Genomic DNA, 17,712 nt, shown 5'->3' on the forward strand with positions numbered 1-17,712 from the left:
AATATAAGCTTATTTACATCAAAACAACGCCACTGAGGAGACACATATGAAACAAGTAACAGGCGTCTACACCGCACCTCGCCCACACTGGGTTGGCGATGGATTTCCGGTTCGCTCGATGTTCTCTTACCAGTCTCATGCTGAGCAATTAAGCCCGTTCCTGCTGCTTGATTACGCGGGTCCGCATACGTTCACGCCGGGTAACGAAAAACGCGGCGTAGGTGAACACCCTCACCGCGGTTTTGAGACGGTGACTATCGTTTACAGCGGCGAAGTTGAACACCGTGATTCAACCGGTCGCGGCGGCATTATCGGCCCTGGCGATGTGCAGTGGATGACCGCTGGTGCAGGAATATTACACGAAGAGTTCCACTCCCCGGAATTTACCCGTCAGGGCGGTGAACTGGAAATGGTGCAACTGTGGGTCAATCTGCCGGCAAAAGACAAAATGGCCGTACCGGGTTATCAGGGCATCAGCAGCGATGTTATTCCCACCGTCGCCTTGCCCGATGATGCAGGCAGCGTTCGCGTGATCGCGGGCAGCTATCAGGATACGAAAGGCCCGGCACACACCTTTTCACCGCTGAACGTCTGGGATATGCGCCTGCAACGTAATCATCCGCTGACGTTGTCCCAGTCTGAAGGGTGGAGCACCGCTCTGGTGGTATTAAAAGGGAATATCACCGTAAACGGCACCACGTCTGCCGGCGAAGCACAACTGGTAGTGCTAAGCCAGCAGGGGAAAACGCTACACATTGAAGCCACCAGCGACGCCAGCGTGCTGCTGCTGTCTGGCGAACCATTGAACGAGCCGATTGTAGGTTACGGTCCGTTTGTGATGAATACGAAACAAGAAATCGCTGAAGCCGTCCGCGATTTTAACTCCGGCCGCTTTGGCCAAATCTGAATCGAAGGAGAAGAATATGTCCAGTCCTGCAAACTTTAATGGTTCACGTCCGGTCATCGATGTGAATGATTCCGTCATGCTGCTTATCGATCATCAGAGTGGGCTGTTCCAGACCGTCGGCGATATGCCAATGCCGGAACTGCGTGCGCGTGCCGCCGCGCTGGCTAAAATCGCAACCCTGGCGAAGATGCCGGTAATTACCACGGCATCGGTACCGCAGGGGCCTAACGGCCCGTTGATCCCAGAGATCCATGCCAATGCGCCACATGCCCAATATGTAGCACGTAAAGGCGAAATCAACGCCTGGGATAACGAAGACTTCGTGAAAGCGGTCAAAGCTACTGGTCGTAAGACGCTGATTATCGCCGGTACGATCACCAGCGTGTGCATGGCTTTCCCGGCCATCAGCGCGGTTGCGGAGGGCTACAAGGTCTTCGCAGTGATCGACGCTTCCGGTACTTACAGCAAAATGGCGCAGGAAATCACCCTGGCACGTGTTGTTCAGGCTGGCGTGATACCGATGGATACCGCCGCCGTCGCTTCTGAAATTCAGGGAACATGGAACCGGGAAGACGCCGCTGAATGGGCGGAAGTGTATACCAAAATCTTCCCGGCTTATCAGTTGCTGATCGAGAGCTATAGCAAGGCCCAGGAAGTCGTGACCAACGGCGAAAAACTGGACTCGCAGCGCTAATCATATTCTCCGCGCCTGTCCGGGCGGAGGAATATGTACATTGCGTAACCAAACGAGAGTTAACACGTAAATTCTGCTTGACCGTATTAGCGCAACTCCCTATAGTAGCGCCCCGTTGCCCCCCAAGCGGTCAGGCAGCAATACAATATGGTGAGGTGTCCGAGTGGCTGAAGGAGCACGCCTGGAAAGTGTGTATACGGCAACGTATCGGGGGTTCGAATCCCCCCCTCACCGCCATATTCAAGAAAGAGCTCGTACGCAAGTACGGGCTTTTTTTTCGCATGTTGCATTTGCCTGATAAGCGTAGCGCCATCAGGCATGTCGGTTATTGTCGGCTGAGCAGTGTTAACACTTCGTAATGCGCGGTATGTGGGAACATATCAAAAAGTTGGACGCGTTCAATGCGATATCCAGGCAACTCGCGGAAATCCTTTGCCATGGTTTGTGCATTACAGCTGGAGTAAACGATAAAACGCGGCGCCATGCGGGAAAGAAAATCGCACAGCGGCTTCCCAATCCCCCGACGAGGCGGATTCACCAGCACCAGGTCCGGCACTTCTCCCTGCGCGGTAGCAAACTGGGTTGAATCCAGCGCCTGAAAATGCAGATTCTGCAAACCAAGCTCCTGCGCCGACTGTTTCGCGCAAGTAATGGCCTCTGGCGCAATTTCAATACCCGTCAGTTTCATCTGCGGCGTGGCGCAGTGCAAACCAAAACCCCCTACGCCGCAAAACAGATCCCACATGTGATTAACCGGAAGCTGTCGCACCCAATCGCGCGCCGTGGCATATAAATTCCCAGCCACCACGGGGTTGGTCTGGAAGAAGCTCTGTGGGCGTATCCACAATGGCACATCGTTAAAGCGTTCAGCCAGCGCCTGTTGTTCCGTCAGGAAGATTTCGCTCTCCCCTTCCATAATCGCCATATGCACAGGTTGAATATTGGCGGTGATCACTTTTAATTGCGGAAGCTGGGCCTGTAACCATGGCAGCGCCGTACTCAGTTGTGCCAGTTTCGCATCGGAGCGCAGAACAAAACGCAGCATCATACCGCCATCAAACCGGCTTTCCGTTAACAGCAGATATTTCAGCTCCCCGCGTTTGCGCGCCACGTTATAGGGCGTCAACCCCGCACGGGCGATAAACGGTTTAAGTGCGGCAAACACCGGCGCAAAAGACTCAGGATAGAGCGGACACTCGCACAAATCCTCCGGCGTACCGTCACGATGCAGCATCCCCAGCAGCGGTTTTTCCACGCTGCCGCTGACCACCATTTTGGCTTTATTACGAAAAGCGCTCTCCGGGCCGCTGACCGGCGCGCACCATTCTCCGACCGGATAATCGGCCAGCAGATTCTGCAGATCGGCTGTTTTGGCGAAGAGTTGATCGGCGACAGGCTGCGTTATCCACTGACAAGAGCGGCAGCGTTCGGCGTCATAAAGTGCGCACTGCATACAAAAACCTAAAAATTAACAGGGGGCGAAGATTATACACGTTATTGCAAGCGGAAGAACCGCCTGCTGGACGCAGGAACAAACAGCAGTAGCAACACCAGCATATCCGGCAATTTTTGCATCACCAGCGTATGCAGGATTTCACGTCTGGACTCTCCCGCAATACTGAACAGTTCCGGATATCCATAGCCCAATGAGGCCGCCCACAGATAGAAGCTGGCGATAATCTGGGTCAGTAGATAGACCCAGCGTGCCCAGTTCCGACCTTTAACCAGCGAAAATGCGCAGTAAATTTCGATAAACAGCAGCACCAGGCTACCCAGAAACACCAGCGTCAAATTCCAGGTCTGGACGCTGCGATGAATAAACTCGCTGGTTCCGCGAAACCCGAGCGTATTAAAAATCATCAACAGATCGAGACAGCGGATCATGATAATAGCCAGCGCCGCCACCTGCACTAAAGTAGGGACGTTTAAACGGGCATGTGATGTGGATGATTTCTTAAAAAATCCCAACGCGTCGTCTTCCATGAAAACGGCGCAGCCACCGCAGCTGCGCCGTATAGACAGGTTGGCAGATTTTAGTTTTTTCAGCCGCGTCTTGCACGTTGGATATCGCGAATCCGTTGTTTTTCTGTTCGCGCCATCAGATACCACGCGATAAATCCGATAATTCCTACTACGCCAAGTATCAACGTCGCCAGCGCGTTGATCTCCGGATTGACCCCCATACGTACGCTGGAGAACACCAGCATGGGTAACGTTGTGGCGCCAGGACCAGAGACAAAACTGGCAATGACCAGATCATCAAGCGACAGCGTGAAGGCCAGTAACCACCCTGAGATCACCGCCGGCATAATCATCGGCAGCGTGATGACGAAAAAGACCTTCAGCGGCGTGGCGCCAAGATCCATCGCCGCTTCCTCAATGGAGTGATCCAGTTCGCGTAAACGCGAGGAAATCACTACCGCCACGTACGCTGTACAGAATGTGACGTGCGCCAGCCAGATGGTCAACATACCGCGATCCGCTGGCCAGCCGATGGCGTGCGCCAAAGCCACAAACAGCAGCAGCAGCGACAAACCGGTAATGACATCCGGCATCACCAGCGGTGCGGTGATCATAAAGGCGAAACCATTTGATCCACGAAAACGACCAAAGCGCACCATCACCACGGCGGCGATGGTACCGAGAATTGCCGCCATCGTCGCAGCACAGGCGGCAATCGTTAAGCTCATGCCGACGGCGCTTATCATCGCGCTATCGTGGAAAAGCTCACCATACCAACGCGTTGACCACCCCGCCCAGACCGTCACCAGCTTGGAGCTGTTAAACGAATAGATAACCAACATCAGCATCGGCGCGTACAGGAAGGTAAAACCCAGTACCAGGATAAAAATACGCCACGGCGAGCGAACGACCGGTAAGTTATTCATCCGTGTTCCCCCACGCTTTTTTGCTGATATTTATGGAACCACATGATCGGCACAATCAGTAACAGCAGCATAATAATGGCGACGGCAGAAGCCACCGGCCAGTCTCGGTTATTGAAAAACTCCTGCCAAAGCACGCGCCCAATCATGATGCTGTCCGGGCCGCCCAGCAGTTCCGGGATCACAAACTCTCCAACCGCCGGGATAAACACCAGCATTGACCCGGCGATAATCCCGCCCTTGGTCAACGGCACGATCACGCTAAAGAAGGTTTTCAATGGTCGGGCGCCTAAATCCAGTGCCGCTTCCACCAGCGAGTAATCAATACGCGTCAGCGCGGTATAAATCGGCAGCACCATAAAGGGCAAATAGGCGTAAACAATACCGATATAGACCGCCAGATTGGTGTGCAGAATCGTCAACGGTTGGTCGATAACGCCCAGCCACATCAGAACGTTGTTCAGGACACCGTTATTTTTTAGGATCCCCATCCAGGCGTATACGCGAATCAAAAATGACGTCCAGGACGGCAGGATCACCAGCAGCAACAGAATATTGCGTGTCGAGGGTTTGCTGTGCGCAACCGCCCATGCCAGCGGATATCCCAATAGCAGGCAACAGACAGTCGAAATCCCCGCTACCTGCAAAGATTGCAGGTACGCATCAAAATAGAGCGGATCGTCCGTCAGTTGCAGGAAATTGCCTAAATTGAGGGTGATGGATAACTGATCGTCAGCCCATGAAATGAGGTCGGTATACGGCGGAATAGCCCGCGCCATTTCAGCCAAACTGATTTTGAAGACGATCAGAAACGGCAGCAGAAACAGGAGCATCAGCCACACATACGGCAGCGCGATGACCAGCTTGCGCCCGTGCTTCATTTGCAGCCGCGACATAAACAGCGTGAAACGCCCCACGTTATCCACGCGCGCCGGAGGTTCAAGTGTACTCATCTTCGCTCCTTAAACCGTCAACACCACACAGCTGTCCGCATCCCAACATAAACGGACTTCGTCACCCCAGGTTGGTAATCCCTTGCGATAACGATGTTCATTTTGTAACTGAGCGCTCAGCATCTGGCCACTTTTCAAGCGTACGTGGTACACCGACAAATCACCCAGATAGGCAATGTGCACCACTTCGCCTACCGCGAAGTTATATCCCTCTGGCGGAGGGGCTTCGCAGAGCATGATTTTTTCCGGGCGCAGCGCAACATACACCGGGACGTTATCGACAACGGAAGCGTCTGCGTCCACTTTCAGCGGATGTACCAGTCCTGGAGACTCAATAACCAGACCATCTTCCTGACGCTCTTTCAGCAGTCCTTCAAAGACGTTAACCGAACCGATAAATTCTGCACTGTAACGCGTAGTCGGATGCTCGTAGATCTCTTCAGGCTCGCCGATCTGGACAAATTTGCCACGGTTCATGATCGCAATGCGGCCCGCCATCGTCATGGCTTCTTCCTGATCGTGCGTCACCATCACGCAGGTCACGCCGACACGTTCAAGGATATCCACCACTTCCAGTTGCATGCGGTCACGGAGCTTTTTATCCAGCGCCCCCATCGGTTCATCCAACAACAGCAGCTTCGGGCGTTTCGCCAGGCTACGCGCCAACGCCACGCGCTGACGCTGACCGCCAGAAAGCTGATGCGGCTTACGTTTGGCGAACTCCTGCATATGCACCAGGCCCAGCATCTCATTCACCCGACTGGCGATTTCAGCCTTTGGCAGCTTGTCCTGCTTGAGGCCAAAGGCAATGTTCTGCTCTACCGTCATGTGCGGAAACAGTGCATAGGACTGAAACATCATATTAATCGGACGCAGATAAGGCGGGACATGCGCTAAATCGACGCCATCAAGCATAATTTGCCCGGTTGTTGGCTGTTCAAATCCCGCCAGCATCCGCAACAGGGTCGATTTACCGCAGCCGGACGCCCCGAGCAGAGCAAATATTTCGCCTTTATAGATAGTAAGATTGACGTCATCAACGGCGTGCTGACCGTCAAAGGACTTGGTCAGGTTGCGAATTTCAAGCAGCGGGGTCAGCGCCTTGCGGATTTTCGCTTGTGGGCGTGGGGTTGCATCATTCAATTAGGCGCTCTCCGGCATAAAACAAAGAAACGGTGCAAATAACGCACCACGGTGGTGCGTATTGCCGGGTTATATGTGTCCGGGATCAACACTGCCCGGCAGGCGTAAATCCTGCCGGGTCACGTCCCGTACATCGGGTTATTTCCCGCTTTTTACCTTCGTCCAGGCGCGAGTACGTACACGGTCGATCTTCGGATCCTGTACTTTCAGCGTGAACAGCTTGGCGCGAACATCGGCAGGCGGGTAAATGCCCGGGTTGTCGCGCACGTCCTGGCTGACCAGTGCTGTCGCTTCTTTGTTGGCATTGGCATAGAACACGTGGTCAGAAATATGCGCAATTACATCAGGGCGCAGCAGGTAGTTGAGGAACTGATAGGCTTCGTCTTTGTTTTTCGCATCGGCTGGCATCGCGAACACATCAAAGAAGGCCATCGCACCTTCCTTAGGAATTGAGAAGGAAATATTGACGCCATTTTTCGCTTCTTTCGCCCGGTTTGCCGCCTGCCATACATCCCCGGCCCAGCCAATCGCCACGCAGGTATCACCGTTTGCTAGGTCGTTAATGTACTGCGAGGAGTGGAAGTAGCGAATGTTCGGGCGCAGTTTCAACAGCAGATCGGTTGCCGGTCCGGTGTAATCATCCGCTTTGGTACTGTTTGGATCTTTACCCAAATAATTCAGCACGGTGGCAAACACTTCTTCGGGCGCGTCGAGGAAAGAGACGCCGCAGCTTTTGAGTTTTTCCAGATTTTCTGGCTTGAGGATCAGATCCCAGCTATTAACCGGCGCATCTGGCCCCAGTACCGCTTTCACTTTATCCACGTTATAGCCAATACCGGTTGTTGCCCACATATACGGCATCGCAAACTTGTTGTCCGGATCGTGTTTACCCACCAGCTTCAGCAGCTCAGGATCGAGGTTTTTCCAGCCAGGCAATTTGCTCTTATCCAGCGGCTGGAAGACGCCCGCGGTCAGTTGACGCTCAAGGAAACTGGCGGATGGAACGACAAGGTCAAAGCCGGTACTGCCAGCCATGAGCTTACCTTCCAGCACTTCATTGGAATCAAATACGTCATAGATAACTTTAATTCCGGTCTCTTTTTCAAAATTAGCCACCGTATCCGGGGCAATATAATCAGACCAGTTATAAATATGCAGCGTTTTTTGTTCAGCAGCGAGCGTGCCAGCAGAGATGGCCATCAGAGCACCCGCAACCAGGCCTGGTAACCATCGTTTATTTAAGGCGGTCATAATCTCTTTCCTTCTGAAAGTTCGTTAACAAACGAACAAAAATGTCACACTCTAATGATATGCAAGAAACGTGCATATTCTTTCAAGCGGCACCCATGAAAAGAGAGGACTCTCCTCACGCCGCTATTGCGCGCTGTTATCCGCCCATGCATTCAATATGCATTGTGGCCACAGGTCAGGCCACAAGGGGCTGTTTGAATGATGACGTTGATAAGCTTCGCAAGAATAACTTTAGCCAGGATTTGTGGATATAGCCCAGATTAAAAAACGTCTTTTATCAATTTTTTATGCATGAATTGTCTATGACATACAGTGGAAGGCGCTGAATGGAGGTGAATAATTCTTTAATGAACGGTTAAATGCAGAATAAAAACAGGCAATACGCAACCGCTTTGGCAGCGGCTGCGCAATATATGTCCAGATTCAGGAAGAATTAATGGAGGAAATGAACTTCGGCGTTGCTGTTTTGCGCATCTTCTTCAGCGTTAAATAACAGCTGATGCGCACCGGCCTCGAGGATCACCATCGATATTTGCTCTTCACTCTGGCGAACAAAATATTCGAACTGCTCAAACGTCACGCCCGGGATAACGGATAAAGACTGGCAGACCACCAGCTTTGGCAGATTATCATCCTGCATATCCAGAAAGACTTTCACCGTGAGTGAACTGGCGTTAATCGCAGACAGATCGGCGGCCAGCGGCAGTAGTGCAGAAGGTCTGACTTCTGCCATCGCCGAAAACAGAATGACGTTATCGACCAAATCAACTTTTGCATCAAAGATGCCGTCAAAATTCTGCATGTGCGGCAAATGCAGCGCCTGACAGGTATCGCATTCAAAAAAACTCATGCCCAGGTCGTCGAGCCATTGACGCAACGTATCCAGAGTGGGAACGACCAGTGATGTCATAATAATGTGCGACCTCTATTGATGAAAAAAATACCGGCACAGCTTACGCAAAAAGAGCGTGTCATACTACGATCGCAATCGATATTGTGCTTAGCCGCCGATTTTAAGGCAAAATTCAGGCGTAGCGTGACGCTCAATCCACTGGATCATCTTGCCGGCAATGTCTATTCCGGTGGTTTTCTCCACCCCTTCCAGGCCAGGAGAAGCGTTGACCTCCATGACCAGCGGCCCACGTTCAGCACGCAGAATATCAACGCCAGCAACGTCCAGACCCATTGTCTGAGCGGCTTTGAGCGCAATTTCCCTTTCGCGCGGCGTGATATTCGCAATAGTGGCAACCCCACCGCGATGGAGATTAGAACGAAAATCACCTTCTTTGGCCCGGCGCTCAATGGCGGCCACCACCTCGTCACCGACCACGAAACAGCGAATATCTCGCCCTTTCGCTTCTTTGATATATTCCTGAACCAGAATATGGGCATTCAACCCACGAAAGGCATCCACCACGCTTTCTGCGGCCTGGCGCGTTTCCGCCAGTACCACGCCGATCCCCTGCGTACCTTCAACCAGTTTCACCACCAGCGGCGCGCCGCCAACCATGTCAATCATGTCGCTGGTATCGTCCGGAGAGTGAGCAATCCCGGTGATGGGTAAATCGATTCCCTGACGCGCCAGCAACTGCAGCGAACGCAGCTTATCGCGCGCACGCGTAATTGCTACCGACTCATTCAGCGGATAGCTACCCAGCATCTCAAACTGGCGCAACGCCGCAGTACCGTAAAAGGTAATCGCTGAACCAATCCTTGGGATCACTGCATCGAAATGAGGAAGCTGGCGGCCCTTATAATGAATTGAGGACGCCGCCGGGCTGATGTTCATATAGCAAGAAAGGGGATCGATAATTTCAACCAGGTGACCACGCTGCATCGCCGCTTCACGCAGGCGCTTACAAGAATAGAGCGTTCCGTCCCGGGACAAAATGGCAATTTTCACCCTGCACCTCTCTGAATGACCTGGTAAAAGCTGGCGTATCATACACTGCGTTAAAATCTTTAGCGCGTAGCCCATCCCTGTTTATGCAAATATTCCAGGATAAAGGGACGACTTTCTTTAATGATGGTGCGGCGAATATGGTCGCTCCAGGTGTCACGGCGCGTATTGCTCCCGCGGGTCAGATAGTACTGCGCGAGCTGCTCATCATATTGCGATAAAACGTCTTTGTTGAGTGGCTGATACTGATTTTCGTGCACCACAAGCGACGCTGGCAGTCGCGGCTTGATATCCGGGTTATCAGCAGGCCAGCCGAGGCACAGCCCAAACAACGGCAGAACGTGTTGCGGAAGCTTCAGCAGTTCAGTGACCGGCTCAATGTTATTTCGCAGACCGCCAATAAACACGCCGCCAAGCCCCAAAGACTCTGCCGCCGTCAGCGCATTTTGCGCCATCATCGCGGTATCAACAACGCCCAGTAGCAGCTGTTCCGCCAGCCCGAGTTGCGCGTCAGGGCAAATCTGCAAATGGCGATTAAAGTCAGCGCAAAACACCCAGAACTCGGCGGCCTGCGCCACATGTTTTTGTCCGCCGGATAAAGTAGCCAGTGATTCGCGCAGTGCGTTATCCGTTATGCGAACGATGGTTGTGCATTGTAAAAAACTGGAGCTTGAGGTCCCCTGAGCGGCGGCAATAATCGCCTCCCGCTGCGCATCCGAAATGGCATCATCGGTGAAATGGCGAATGGAACGGTGGCTACGAAGTAAATCAATGGTTGGCGTCATCTCTTTTTTCTCTGTCTGAACGTGAAGAATCACCGGGGGTTCGTGACATCAACTGCGGCGCAACCAGTTGAGCAATACGCCACGTTAATACCACCGCGGCGGGAAGCATCAGCAGCACACCCAGAAATATCATCACCACGCAGGCTAACGGACTGCCAAGCGGTGCGGGTAAAGTGAGGTAATCGTTAAGCGATAGCAGCGCCAGCGATAACAAAACCATCCCGATTATTTCCAGCATCAATACGCTTTTGGGTAATGCACCAATTGTGCGCATAAGCGGCCTCCCGGCGAAATGGCTTTCATTATAAAACGTTCCGGCTTGACGTGTTTAACAGTTATAGCTTGAGGATATCAAAGCAACAGGCTGAACCTGCTTTTCATCTGTCACAAATCGCGGCATCATAACAAGTATTGCCATCCGGCCTGATAAGTTCGAGGAGAGAGAGATGTTTGCCGTTATTTTTGGTCGTCCAGGGTGCCCGTATTGCGTGCGCGCAAAAGAATTAGCAGAAAAATTAAGCAATGAGCATGACGATTTTAACTTCCGCTACATTGATATCCATGCCGAAGGTATTACGAAAGCCGATCTGGAAAAGACGGTAGGTAAGCCAGTTGAAACCGTTCCGCAGATTTTTGTTGATCAAAAACACATCGGCGGCTGCACGGATTTTGAAGCGTGGGCAAAAGAGAACATGAATCTGTTCGCCTGATCGCCGTTTCTACGCCCTCCGCTGGAGGGCGTCTTCAGTTCTTTTTCCGTCGATGATGCTGATTGAACAAGTTGCTGATAAACAAAAAACACAATGCGCCAAGCGCGCACCAAAACACCGCACTAAACAACCACGCCAGCTCTTGCCACAATGAACGCGTCGGCATAAAAACGAACCGCATCAGTAACAGACAGCACGGCGCCGCCAGCATGGCACCAAGAAGGGGTTTGAGCACCTCCCGACGATGGGAGAAAAAGCTTGCAGCAGCACCAGGCAGGATAAAAAACAACAATCCGACCTCAGGATGCCCTGCCGCTCTGAATGCCCCTTTCACGTTCAGCGTTAATGAAAGACACACCACAATAAAGAGCACAAAGCAGCAGACCGCACCCGCCCAACTTTGCTTATGTTTCAATTGTTCCTCCTGACACATTCTCTATCGAACACTCTTTTCGCCCGCAGGCGTCCAGTCAGATAAAGTAACCAGGCATTCCATGCCAAAAACACACTCACACGATTCTTATAGCCGTTGATACGTAATGAGATTAAACTAACCGCATATATTGTTATGCTGCATTATTCGGGGCTGTGTACGAAGCTGTCGCCCCTTAATTTCTGGCAAAAACATTAGCGTAAATTGCCATTTCTTTCAATAGCTTACTAGTAAACAAGAAGTTAGTCTCCGTGAATATAAACGTCGCAGATTTGTTAAATGGGAATTACATCCTGTTATTATTTGTGGTCCTGGCACTGGGCCTGTGTCTGGGTAAATTACGTCTGGGTTCAGTCCAACTCGGTAATTCCATTGGCGTTTTAGTGGTGTCCCTATTATTAGGTCAACAGCACTTTAGTATTAACACCGATGCATTAAATCTCGGCTTTATGCTGTTTATTTTTTGTGTCGGCGTCGAAGCCGGTCCCAACTTTTTTTCGATTTTTTTTCGCGATGGGAAAAATTATCTAATGCTTGCTCTGGTGATGGTCGGCAGCGCCATGCTGATCGCCCTGGGGCTGGGTAAGCTATTTGGCTGGGACATCGGCCTGACGGCAGGTATGCTGGCCGGCTCGATGACCTCAACGCCGGTGCTGGTCGGCGCGGGTGACACCTTGCGCCATTCCGGAATGTCGGGGACATCGCTTTCAACCGCCCTCGATAACCTGAGCCTCGGTTATGCGCTCACCTATTTGATTGGTTTGGTCAGTCTGATTGTTGGCGCGCGCTACCTGCCGAAACTTCAGCATCAGGATCTGCAAACCAGCGCCCAACAAATCGCACGTGAACGGGGTCTGGACACTGATGCCAACCGTAAGGTTTATCTGCCGGTAATTCGTGCCTATCGCGTTGGCCCGGAACTGGTGGCATGGGCCGATGGCAAAAATCTGCGCGAGCTGGGTATCTACCGCCAGACCGGTTGTTACATTGAACGCATCCGTCGCAACGGCATCCTGGCCAACCCGGATGGCGACGCGGTACTGCAAATGGGCGATGAGATAGCCCTGGTGGGTTATCCGGATGCGCATGCCCGCCTCGATCCCAGCTTCCGTAATGGTAAAGAGGTGTTCGATCGCGATCTGCTCGATATGCGCATCGTTACTGAGGAGATTGTGGTGAAAAACCACAATGCCGTTGGCCGCCGCCTGGCCCAGTTGAAGCTGACCGATCACGGCTGTTTTCTCAACCGCGTGATCCGTAGCCAGATTGAAATGCCTATCGATGATAACGTCGTGCTTAATAAAGGCGACGTGCTGCAGGTCAGTGGGGATGCTCGCCGCGTCAAAACCATTGCTGATCGTATCGGCTTCATTTCCATTCACAGTCAGGTGACCGATCTGCTGGCCTTCTGCGCCTTCTTTATCATCGGTCTGATGATCGGGATGATCACCTTCCAGTTCAGTAATTTCAGCTTCGGCATCGGGAATGCGGCTGGACTGCTATTCGCCGGGATCATGTTGGGCTTCCTGCGTGCCAACCATCCAACGTTTGGCTATATCCCACAGGGGGCGCTGAACATGGTCAAAGAGTTTGGCCTGATGGTATTTATGGCAGGCGTCGGTTTAAGCGCGGGCAGCGGCATTGGCAATGGCCTTGGCGCCGTGGGTGGGCAAATGCTGATTGCCGGCCTGGTTGTCAGCCTGGTGCCGGTTGTCATCTGTTTCTTATTCGGTGCTTACGTATTGCGCATGAACCGCGCCCTGCTTTTTGGCGCCATGATGGGCGCGCGGACCTGCGCTCCGGCAATGGAAATCATCAGCGATACGGCACGCAGCAACATCCCCGCATTAGGCTATGCCGGGACCTACGCAATTGCCAACGTACTGCTGACATTAGCGGGGACACTCATCGTCATTGTCTGGCCTGGGCTTGGTTAGCGCTGAAATTTACTCTTAAACGAAAATTTTTTGCAGGTAAGCAGAACTTTTCTTCAAGACGTCAGTCATAACTATTGCCACTGCTTTTCTTTGATGTCCCCAATTTGTGGAGCCCATCAACCCCGCCGTTTTGGTTCAAGGTTGATGGGTTTTTTGTTGCCTGAATTTTGCGATCGCTGACTCCCTCCCCCGAAACTCTCTCACATTTGCAGCATGCTGGTTATGACACATACTTTTAGTCAGAGCTAAATGGTAATGGGGGGTGCTATGTTACTCGCAGGCAAAGTCGCGGTAATCTTCGGTGGCAGCGGCGCTATAGGCAGTGCAGTTGCGCATGCCATGGCGCGTGAAGGCGCTCATGTGTATCTGGGCGCGCGCAGTCAGGAAAAGCTGGATTGGGCGGCCAGTAGCATTCGAACCGCGGGCGGTGCCGTCGAAACCTTTGTCACCGATGTACTCGACGAATACGGCACCTCAAAACAAGTTACTCAGCTTGCGCAGCAAACCGGTGGAATAGATGTGGTGGTTAACGCAACCGGCTTTATGCATGAACAGGGCAAACGCATCGAGGCATTATCCCTTTCTGAGTTTATGAGCGGTATCACCCCTTTCCTCTCGGCGCAGTTCAATATCGCAAAAGCCGTAACACCACACATGGGCGGCAATCGTGCTGGCGTCATTCTCACCGTTGTTGCGCCAGCGGCCCCGATGGCGATGCCTGGACATCTGGGACACATCGTCGGTTGTGCGGGAACAGAGGCCTTTATTAAAGCGCTTGCCAGCGAACTGGGGCCGGCGAATATTCGGGTCGTCGGCGTGCGCTCGCATGCGATTGTGGATGCCGTTCAGGCCGGTTCCTATACCGGGGAAATTTTTACCGCTAAAGCGCAGTCAATGGGTATTACCGTCGCACAATGGTTAGCTGGTGCGGCGCAAAGTACCATGCTTGGGCGTCTGCCTACGCTTGCACAAATCGCTGAGGTAATGACCTTTCTGGCTTCAGACCATGCCGGAGCAATCACCGCAACGGTGGTGAATATTACCGGCGGCGCTACGCACAACTGACCGTTGCGGGCAACCCCGCAATACGCTCCACCATCAGCAAGATATCTTCTCGCCGCAGTGGTTTTTTGTCCGTGACAAAATGCAGCGTCATCCCTTCAATAAACGCATCCAGCGCCCGCGCCGTAACCGGAGCAAACCACTGCTCCAGCGTTTGTTGGCTGCGTAACATCCAGTTTTGCATCACCGTTTTTAGTGCCGGTTTACGGCTGGCGAAGGCATACAGCTGATACATGAGTTCCATGTTATCGGGTGTCGTGACCTGGGAGCTGTAAATCATATCGGTAATCGCATGGCAAGCCTGCGACGCATCCGCAACGTCGGCAAAAAAAGCCTGATACTGCAGCATCATCCTGTCAGTAAAACGGTCAAACGCCTCCATTAAAAGCTCATCAATTCCCGAAAAGTAATAGGTCATAGAACCCAAGGGCACCTGAGCAATTGTCGCAATCTTCCGATGTGTAACCGCATGAATACCATGGGCTATTACCGCATCCAGAGTCGCCTGAACTATTTTTTCCCGCCGCTGCGGATCGTTCGCACGTCGCACTGCATTACCTCTTCTTGCATTTGTGTACAAATGTACACAACCTTGCTAAGGTTGTCTTCTTTCCTCTTTTCTTCGGCTCGAATTCATGACTGGCATCTCATCACGCAAAGCCTTAAGACGTCGCACCTGGGCACTGTTCACGTTCTTCTTTTTACCAGGATTATTAATGGCCTCCTGGGCAACGCGTACCCCTGCCATCAGAGATATCCTCTCCATCTCAACCGCCGAAATGGGCGCGGTGCTGTTTGGACTCTCAATTGGTTCGATGAGTGGCATTCTTTGTTCGGCCTGGCTGGTGAAACGATTTGGCACGCGTAAAGTGATCCGCACCACCATGTCTTGCGCTGTCCTCGGAATGGCAATCCTCAGCGTGGCGCTCTGGCTGCATTCCGCATGGCTTTTCGCATTTGGTCTGGGCGTGTTCGGCGCCAGCTTTGGCGCAGCAGAAGTTGCCATCAACGTCGAAGGTGCGGCTGTTGAGCGCGAAATGAATAAAACCGTACTGCCGATGATGCACGGTTTTTACAGCCTGGGAACGCTGGCGGGTGCCGGAGTCGGGATGATGCTTACCGCCTTCAGCGTACCGGCGACCGTGCATATCTTGCTGGCGGCGATGGTGGCTATCACCCCTATCTTCATCGCCATCAAAGCCATTCCTGACGGCACGGGGAAAAATGCCGCTGACGGGTCTCACTCCAGCGAAAAAGGGCTGCCTTTTTATCGCGATATTCAGTTATTGCTGATTGGCGTCGTGGTGCTCGCAATGGCATTTGCTGAAGGTTCCGCCAACGACTGGCTTCCGCTGCTGATGGTGGACGGACATGGATTTAGCCCGACATCAGGCTCGCTGATTTATGCCGGATTTACGCTGGGTATGACCGTTGGACGATTTACTGGCGGCTGGTTCATCGACCGCTACAGCCGCGTCGCGGTAGTACGCGCCAGTGCGCTTATGGGTGCTCTTGGGATTAGCCTGATTATTTTTGTCGACAGCACTTGGGTGGCGGGTGTTTCCGTTATTCTGTGGGGACTCGGCGCATCACTGGGATTCCCACTGACCATTTCGGCTGCCAGCGACACCGGCCCCGATGCGCCAACCCGCGTCAGCGTTGTCGCCACTACCGGCTATCTGGCATTCCTGGTTGGACCACCGCTGCTGGGCTACCTGGGTGAACACTACGGCCTGCGTAGCGCTATGCTGGTGGTGCTGGCGCTGGTGCTTGTCGCCGCCATCGTCGCGAAAGCGGTGGCAAAACCGGATCTCAAAAACACCACTGTGATGGAGAACAGCTAATGCGTATCAAACTGATTGCAGTCGACATGGACGGCACATTTTTAAGCGACCAAAAAACCTATAATCGTGAGCGCTTTATGGCGCAATACCGCCAGATGAAAGAACAAGGGATCCGCTTTGTGGTCGCCAGCGGTAACCAGTATTACCAGCTCATCTCCTTTTTCCCTGAACTGGCCAGTGAAATCTCATTTGTCGCCGAAAACGGCGGATGGGTGGTCAGTGAAGGGGAAGATGTCTTTAACGGCGAGCTGGCAAAAGACGATTTCCAGGCCATCATGGAACATCTGCTGACCCGTACGGACATCGACATTATCGCCTGCGGTAAAAATAGCGCCTATACCCTGAAGCGGTACAGCGATGAGCATAAGACTGTCTCCGCCATGTATTATCATCGTCTTGAATTTGTGGATAATTTTGACAACCTCAACGACATTTTCTTCAAGTTCGGGCTAAATATTTCAGACGATCGTATCCCCCAGGTGCAGGCTGACCTCCATGAGGCGATTGGCGACATTATGGTGCCGGTACATACCGGCTACGGCAGTATCGATTTAATTATACCCGGTGTGCATAAGGCAAACGGTCTGCGTCTGCTGCAACAACGCTGGAATATTACCGACGATGAGGTTGTTGTGTTTGGCGATGGCGGCAATGATATTGAGATGCTGCGTCAGGCAGGATTTAGTTTTGCAATGGCGAACGCCCATGAGCCGGTTATCCAGGCGGCAAAATATCGCGCGGGGTCGAACAACGAAGAGGGCGTGCTGGATATTATCGACCGCGTGTTAAAGAATGAAGCACCGTTTACGCAATAACGCCTCAGCACAGACGGCAACAAAATGATGGCATGATCTATTCATAATCCGCCTCAAATTAACCCGCTGGATTATTACCTCCAGTGAATATTCAGACGAGCGGATTATGAAGAAAAGTGTACTGATAGCGACATTGTTGCTGGGTTTTGCGGGGACAACATTTGCGCAAAGCGTTACCGTTGATGTACCAAGCGGTTATAAGGTGGTGGTAGTGCCCTCTTCCGTCAACGTTCCGCAGGCGGTCAGCGTCACCACCGCACCACAAACGGTGTATGTTGCTCCGACGCCTGCCCCGGCCCCAGTCTATCGCGCACATCCTTATGCGCGACATGTTGCAAGCGTCGGTGAAGGAATGATCATCGAACACCAGATTGACGATCACCACTAAGTTTT

At 52.5% G+C, this 17,712-nt stretch carries 20 protein-coding genes and 1 tRNA gene; 9 read left to right on the plus strand and 12 right to left on the minus strand.

Annotation, left to right across the window (positions count from 1 at the left end):
- Window positions 1-46 precede the first annotated feature (46 nt).
- The 3 genes from GFC06_RS19835 to GFC06_RS19845 all read left to right on the plus strand — a co-directional run bounded on the left by GFC06_RS19835 (window position 47) and on the right by GFC06_RS19845 (window position 1,838).
- Complete coding sequence (locus GFC06_RS19835; RefSeq protein WP_153690560.1) at window positions 47-907, plus strand: pirin family protein; 861 nt, start codon at window positions 47-49, stop codon at window positions 905-907.
- A gap of 16 nt (window positions 908-923) precedes the next feature.
- Entirely contained in the window at window positions 924-1,601 is a 678-nt protein-coding gene (locus GFC06_RS19840) for an isochorismatase family protein (RefSeq protein ID WP_016156101.1), read from the plus strand.
- Between the two features lie 149 nt (window positions 1,602-1,750).
- Window positions 1,751-1,838, plus strand: a tRNA-Ser gene (locus GFC06_RS19845).
- Between the two features lie 88 nt (window positions 1,839-1,926).
- On the opposite strand, the gene rlmC is transcribed toward GFC06_RS19845, so the two are convergent.
- The 10 genes from rlmC to GFC06_RS19895 all read right to left on the minus strand — a co-directional run bounded on the left by rlmC (window position 1,927) and on the right by GFC06_RS19895 (window position 10,792).
- Complete coding sequence (gene rlmC / locus GFC06_RS19850; protein WP_153690561.1) at window positions 1,927-3,054, minus strand: 23S rRNA (uracil(747)-C(5))-methyltransferase RlmC; 1,128 nt, start codon at window positions 3,052-3,054, stop codon at window positions 1,927-1,929.
- 41 nt (window positions 3,055-3,095) lie between these two features.
- On the minus strand, window positions 3,096-3,584 hold the full coding sequence (locus GFC06_RS19855; protein WP_047501197.1) for a YbjO family protein: 489 nt from the start codon (window positions 3,582-3,584) through the stop codon (window positions 3,096-3,098).
- 59 nt (window positions 3,585-3,643) lie between these two features.
- Window positions 3,644-4,489 carry a putrescine ABC transporter permease PotI gene (potI, locus tag GFC06_RS19860; protein WP_016152417.1) on the minus strand — a complete coding sequence of 282 codons (846 nt, stop codon included), beginning with the start codon at window positions 4,487-4,489 and terminating at the stop codon, window positions 3,644-3,646.
- A complete protein-coding gene (gene potH / locus GFC06_RS19865; protein ID WP_016152416.1) occupies window positions 4,486-5,439 on the minus strand; it encodes a putrescine ABC transporter permease PotH in 954 nt (317 codons plus the stop codon). The genes potI and potH overlap by 4 nt, the downstream gene beginning before the upstream one ends.
- A gap of 9 nt (window positions 5,440-5,448) precedes the next feature.
- On the minus strand, window positions 5,449-6,582 hold the full coding sequence (gene potG / locus GFC06_RS19870) for a putrescine ABC transporter ATP-binding subunit PotG (RefSeq protein WP_043015733.1): 1,134 nt from the start codon (window positions 6,580-6,582) through the stop codon (window positions 5,449-5,451).
- Window positions 6,583-6,720: 138 nt separating this feature from the next.
- The gene (potF, locus tag GFC06_RS19875; RefSeq protein WP_016152414.1) at window positions 6,721-7,833 is read right to left on the minus strand and encodes a spermidine/putrescine ABC transporter substrate-binding protein PotF; all 1,113 of its coding nucleotides are present in this window, start codon (window positions 7,831-7,833) and stop codon (window positions 6,721-6,723) included.
- Window positions 7,834-8,266: 433 nt separating this feature from the next.
- On the minus strand, window positions 8,267-8,743 hold the full coding sequence (locus GFC06_RS19880; RefSeq protein ID WP_153690562.1) for a type III secretion system chaperone family protein: 477 nt from the start codon (window positions 8,741-8,743) through the stop codon (window positions 8,267-8,269).
- A 90-nt stretch (window positions 8,744-8,833) separates the two neighbouring features.
- Window positions 8,834-9,736: a 30S ribosomal protein S6--L-glutamate ligase gene (gene rimK / locus GFC06_RS19885; RefSeq protein ID WP_016152412.1), complete on the minus strand. Its 903-nt coding sequence runs from the start codon at window positions 9,734-9,736 to the stop codon at window positions 8,834-8,836.
- 59 nt (window positions 9,737-9,795) lie between these two features.
- Window positions 9,796-10,518, minus strand: a complete 723-nt coding sequence (nfsA, locus tag GFC06_RS19890) for a nitroreductase NfsA (RefSeq protein ID WP_016156098.1) — start codon at window positions 10,516-10,518, stop codon at window positions 9,796-9,798.
- Window positions 10,502-10,792, minus strand: a complete 291-nt coding sequence (locus tag GFC06_RS19895; RefSeq protein WP_016152409.1) for a YbjC family protein — start codon at window positions 10,790-10,792, stop codon at window positions 10,502-10,504. Before GFC06_RS19895 ends, nfsA begins: the two co-directional genes overlap by 17 nt.
- A 172-nt stretch (window positions 10,793-10,964) precedes the next feature.
- Between GFC06_RS19895 and GFC06_RS19900 the strand changes: the two genes are divergently transcribed.
- Window positions 10,965-11,228 carry a GrxA family glutaredoxin gene (locus GFC06_RS19900; RefSeq protein ID WP_016152408.1) on the plus strand — a complete coding sequence of 88 codons (264 nt, stop codon included), beginning with the start codon at window positions 10,965-10,967 and terminating at the stop codon, window positions 11,226-11,228.
- Window positions 11,229-11,262: 34 nt separating this feature from the next.
- Here the strand turns inward: GFC06_RS19900 and GFC06_RS19905 are convergent, their stop codons facing one another.
- Window positions 11,263-11,643 carry an inner membrane protein YbjM gene (locus GFC06_RS19905; RefSeq protein WP_016152407.1) on the minus strand — a complete coding sequence of 127 codons (381 nt, stop codon included), beginning with the start codon at window positions 11,641-11,643 and terminating at the stop codon, window positions 11,263-11,265.
- Window positions 11,644-11,912: 269 nt separating this feature from the next.
- On the opposite strand from GFC06_RS19905, the gene GFC06_RS19910 reads away from it, so the two are divergent.
- Both GFC06_RS19910 and GFC06_RS19915 read left to right on the plus strand, forming a co-directional pair.
- On the plus strand, window positions 11,913-13,598 hold the full coding sequence (locus GFC06_RS19910) for an aspartate:alanine antiporter (RefSeq protein ID WP_016152406.1): 1,686 nt from the start codon (window positions 11,913-11,915) through the stop codon (window positions 13,596-13,598).
- A 267-nt stretch (window positions 13,599-13,865) separates the two neighbouring features.
- Window positions 13,866-14,663, plus strand: a complete 798-nt coding sequence (locus GFC06_RS19915; RefSeq protein ID WP_046274660.1) for an SDR family NAD(P)-dependent oxidoreductase — start codon at window positions 13,866-13,868, stop codon at window positions 14,661-14,663.
- Here GFC06_RS19915 and GFC06_RS19920 read toward each other — a convergent pair.
- Window positions 14,650-15,210, minus strand: a complete 561-nt coding sequence (locus tag GFC06_RS19920) for a TetR/AcrR family transcriptional regulator (RefSeq protein ID WP_029139468.1) — start codon at window positions 15,208-15,210, stop codon at window positions 14,650-14,652. The genes GFC06_RS19915 and GFC06_RS19920 overlap by 14 nt on opposite strands.
- Before the next feature lie 85 nt (window positions 15,211-15,295).
- Here GFC06_RS19920 and GFC06_RS19925 point away from each other — a divergent pair, with 85 nt between their 5' ends.
- The 3 genes from GFC06_RS19925 (at window position 15,296) to GFC06_RS19935 (ending at window position 17,707) form a co-directional block, all read left to right on the plus strand.
- Window positions 15,296-16,504: an MFS transporter gene (locus GFC06_RS19925; RefSeq protein WP_141875024.1), complete on the plus strand. Its 1,209-nt coding sequence runs from the start codon at window positions 15,296-15,298 to the stop codon at window positions 16,502-16,504.
- The gene (locus GFC06_RS19930) at window positions 16,504-17,319 is read left to right on the plus strand and encodes a Cof-type HAD-IIB family hydrolase (protein ID WP_049282702.1); all 816 of its coding nucleotides are present in this window, start codon (window positions 16,504-16,506) and stop codon (window positions 17,317-17,319) included. Before GFC06_RS19925 ends, GFC06_RS19930 begins: the two co-directional genes overlap by 1 nt.
- A 106-nt stretch (window positions 17,320-17,425) precedes the next feature.
- A complete protein-coding gene (locus GFC06_RS19935; RefSeq protein ID WP_047501213.1) occupies window positions 17,426-17,707 on the plus strand; it encodes a hypothetical protein in 282 nt (93 codons plus the stop codon).
- Window positions 17,708-17,712 lie beyond the last annotated feature (5 nt).

The sequence above is a fragment of the Citrobacter braakii genome, assembly GCF_009648935.1.
GTDB classification, from domain to species: domain Bacteria; phylum Pseudomonadota; class Gammaproteobacteria; order Enterobacterales; family Enterobacteriaceae; genus Citrobacter; species Citrobacter braakii.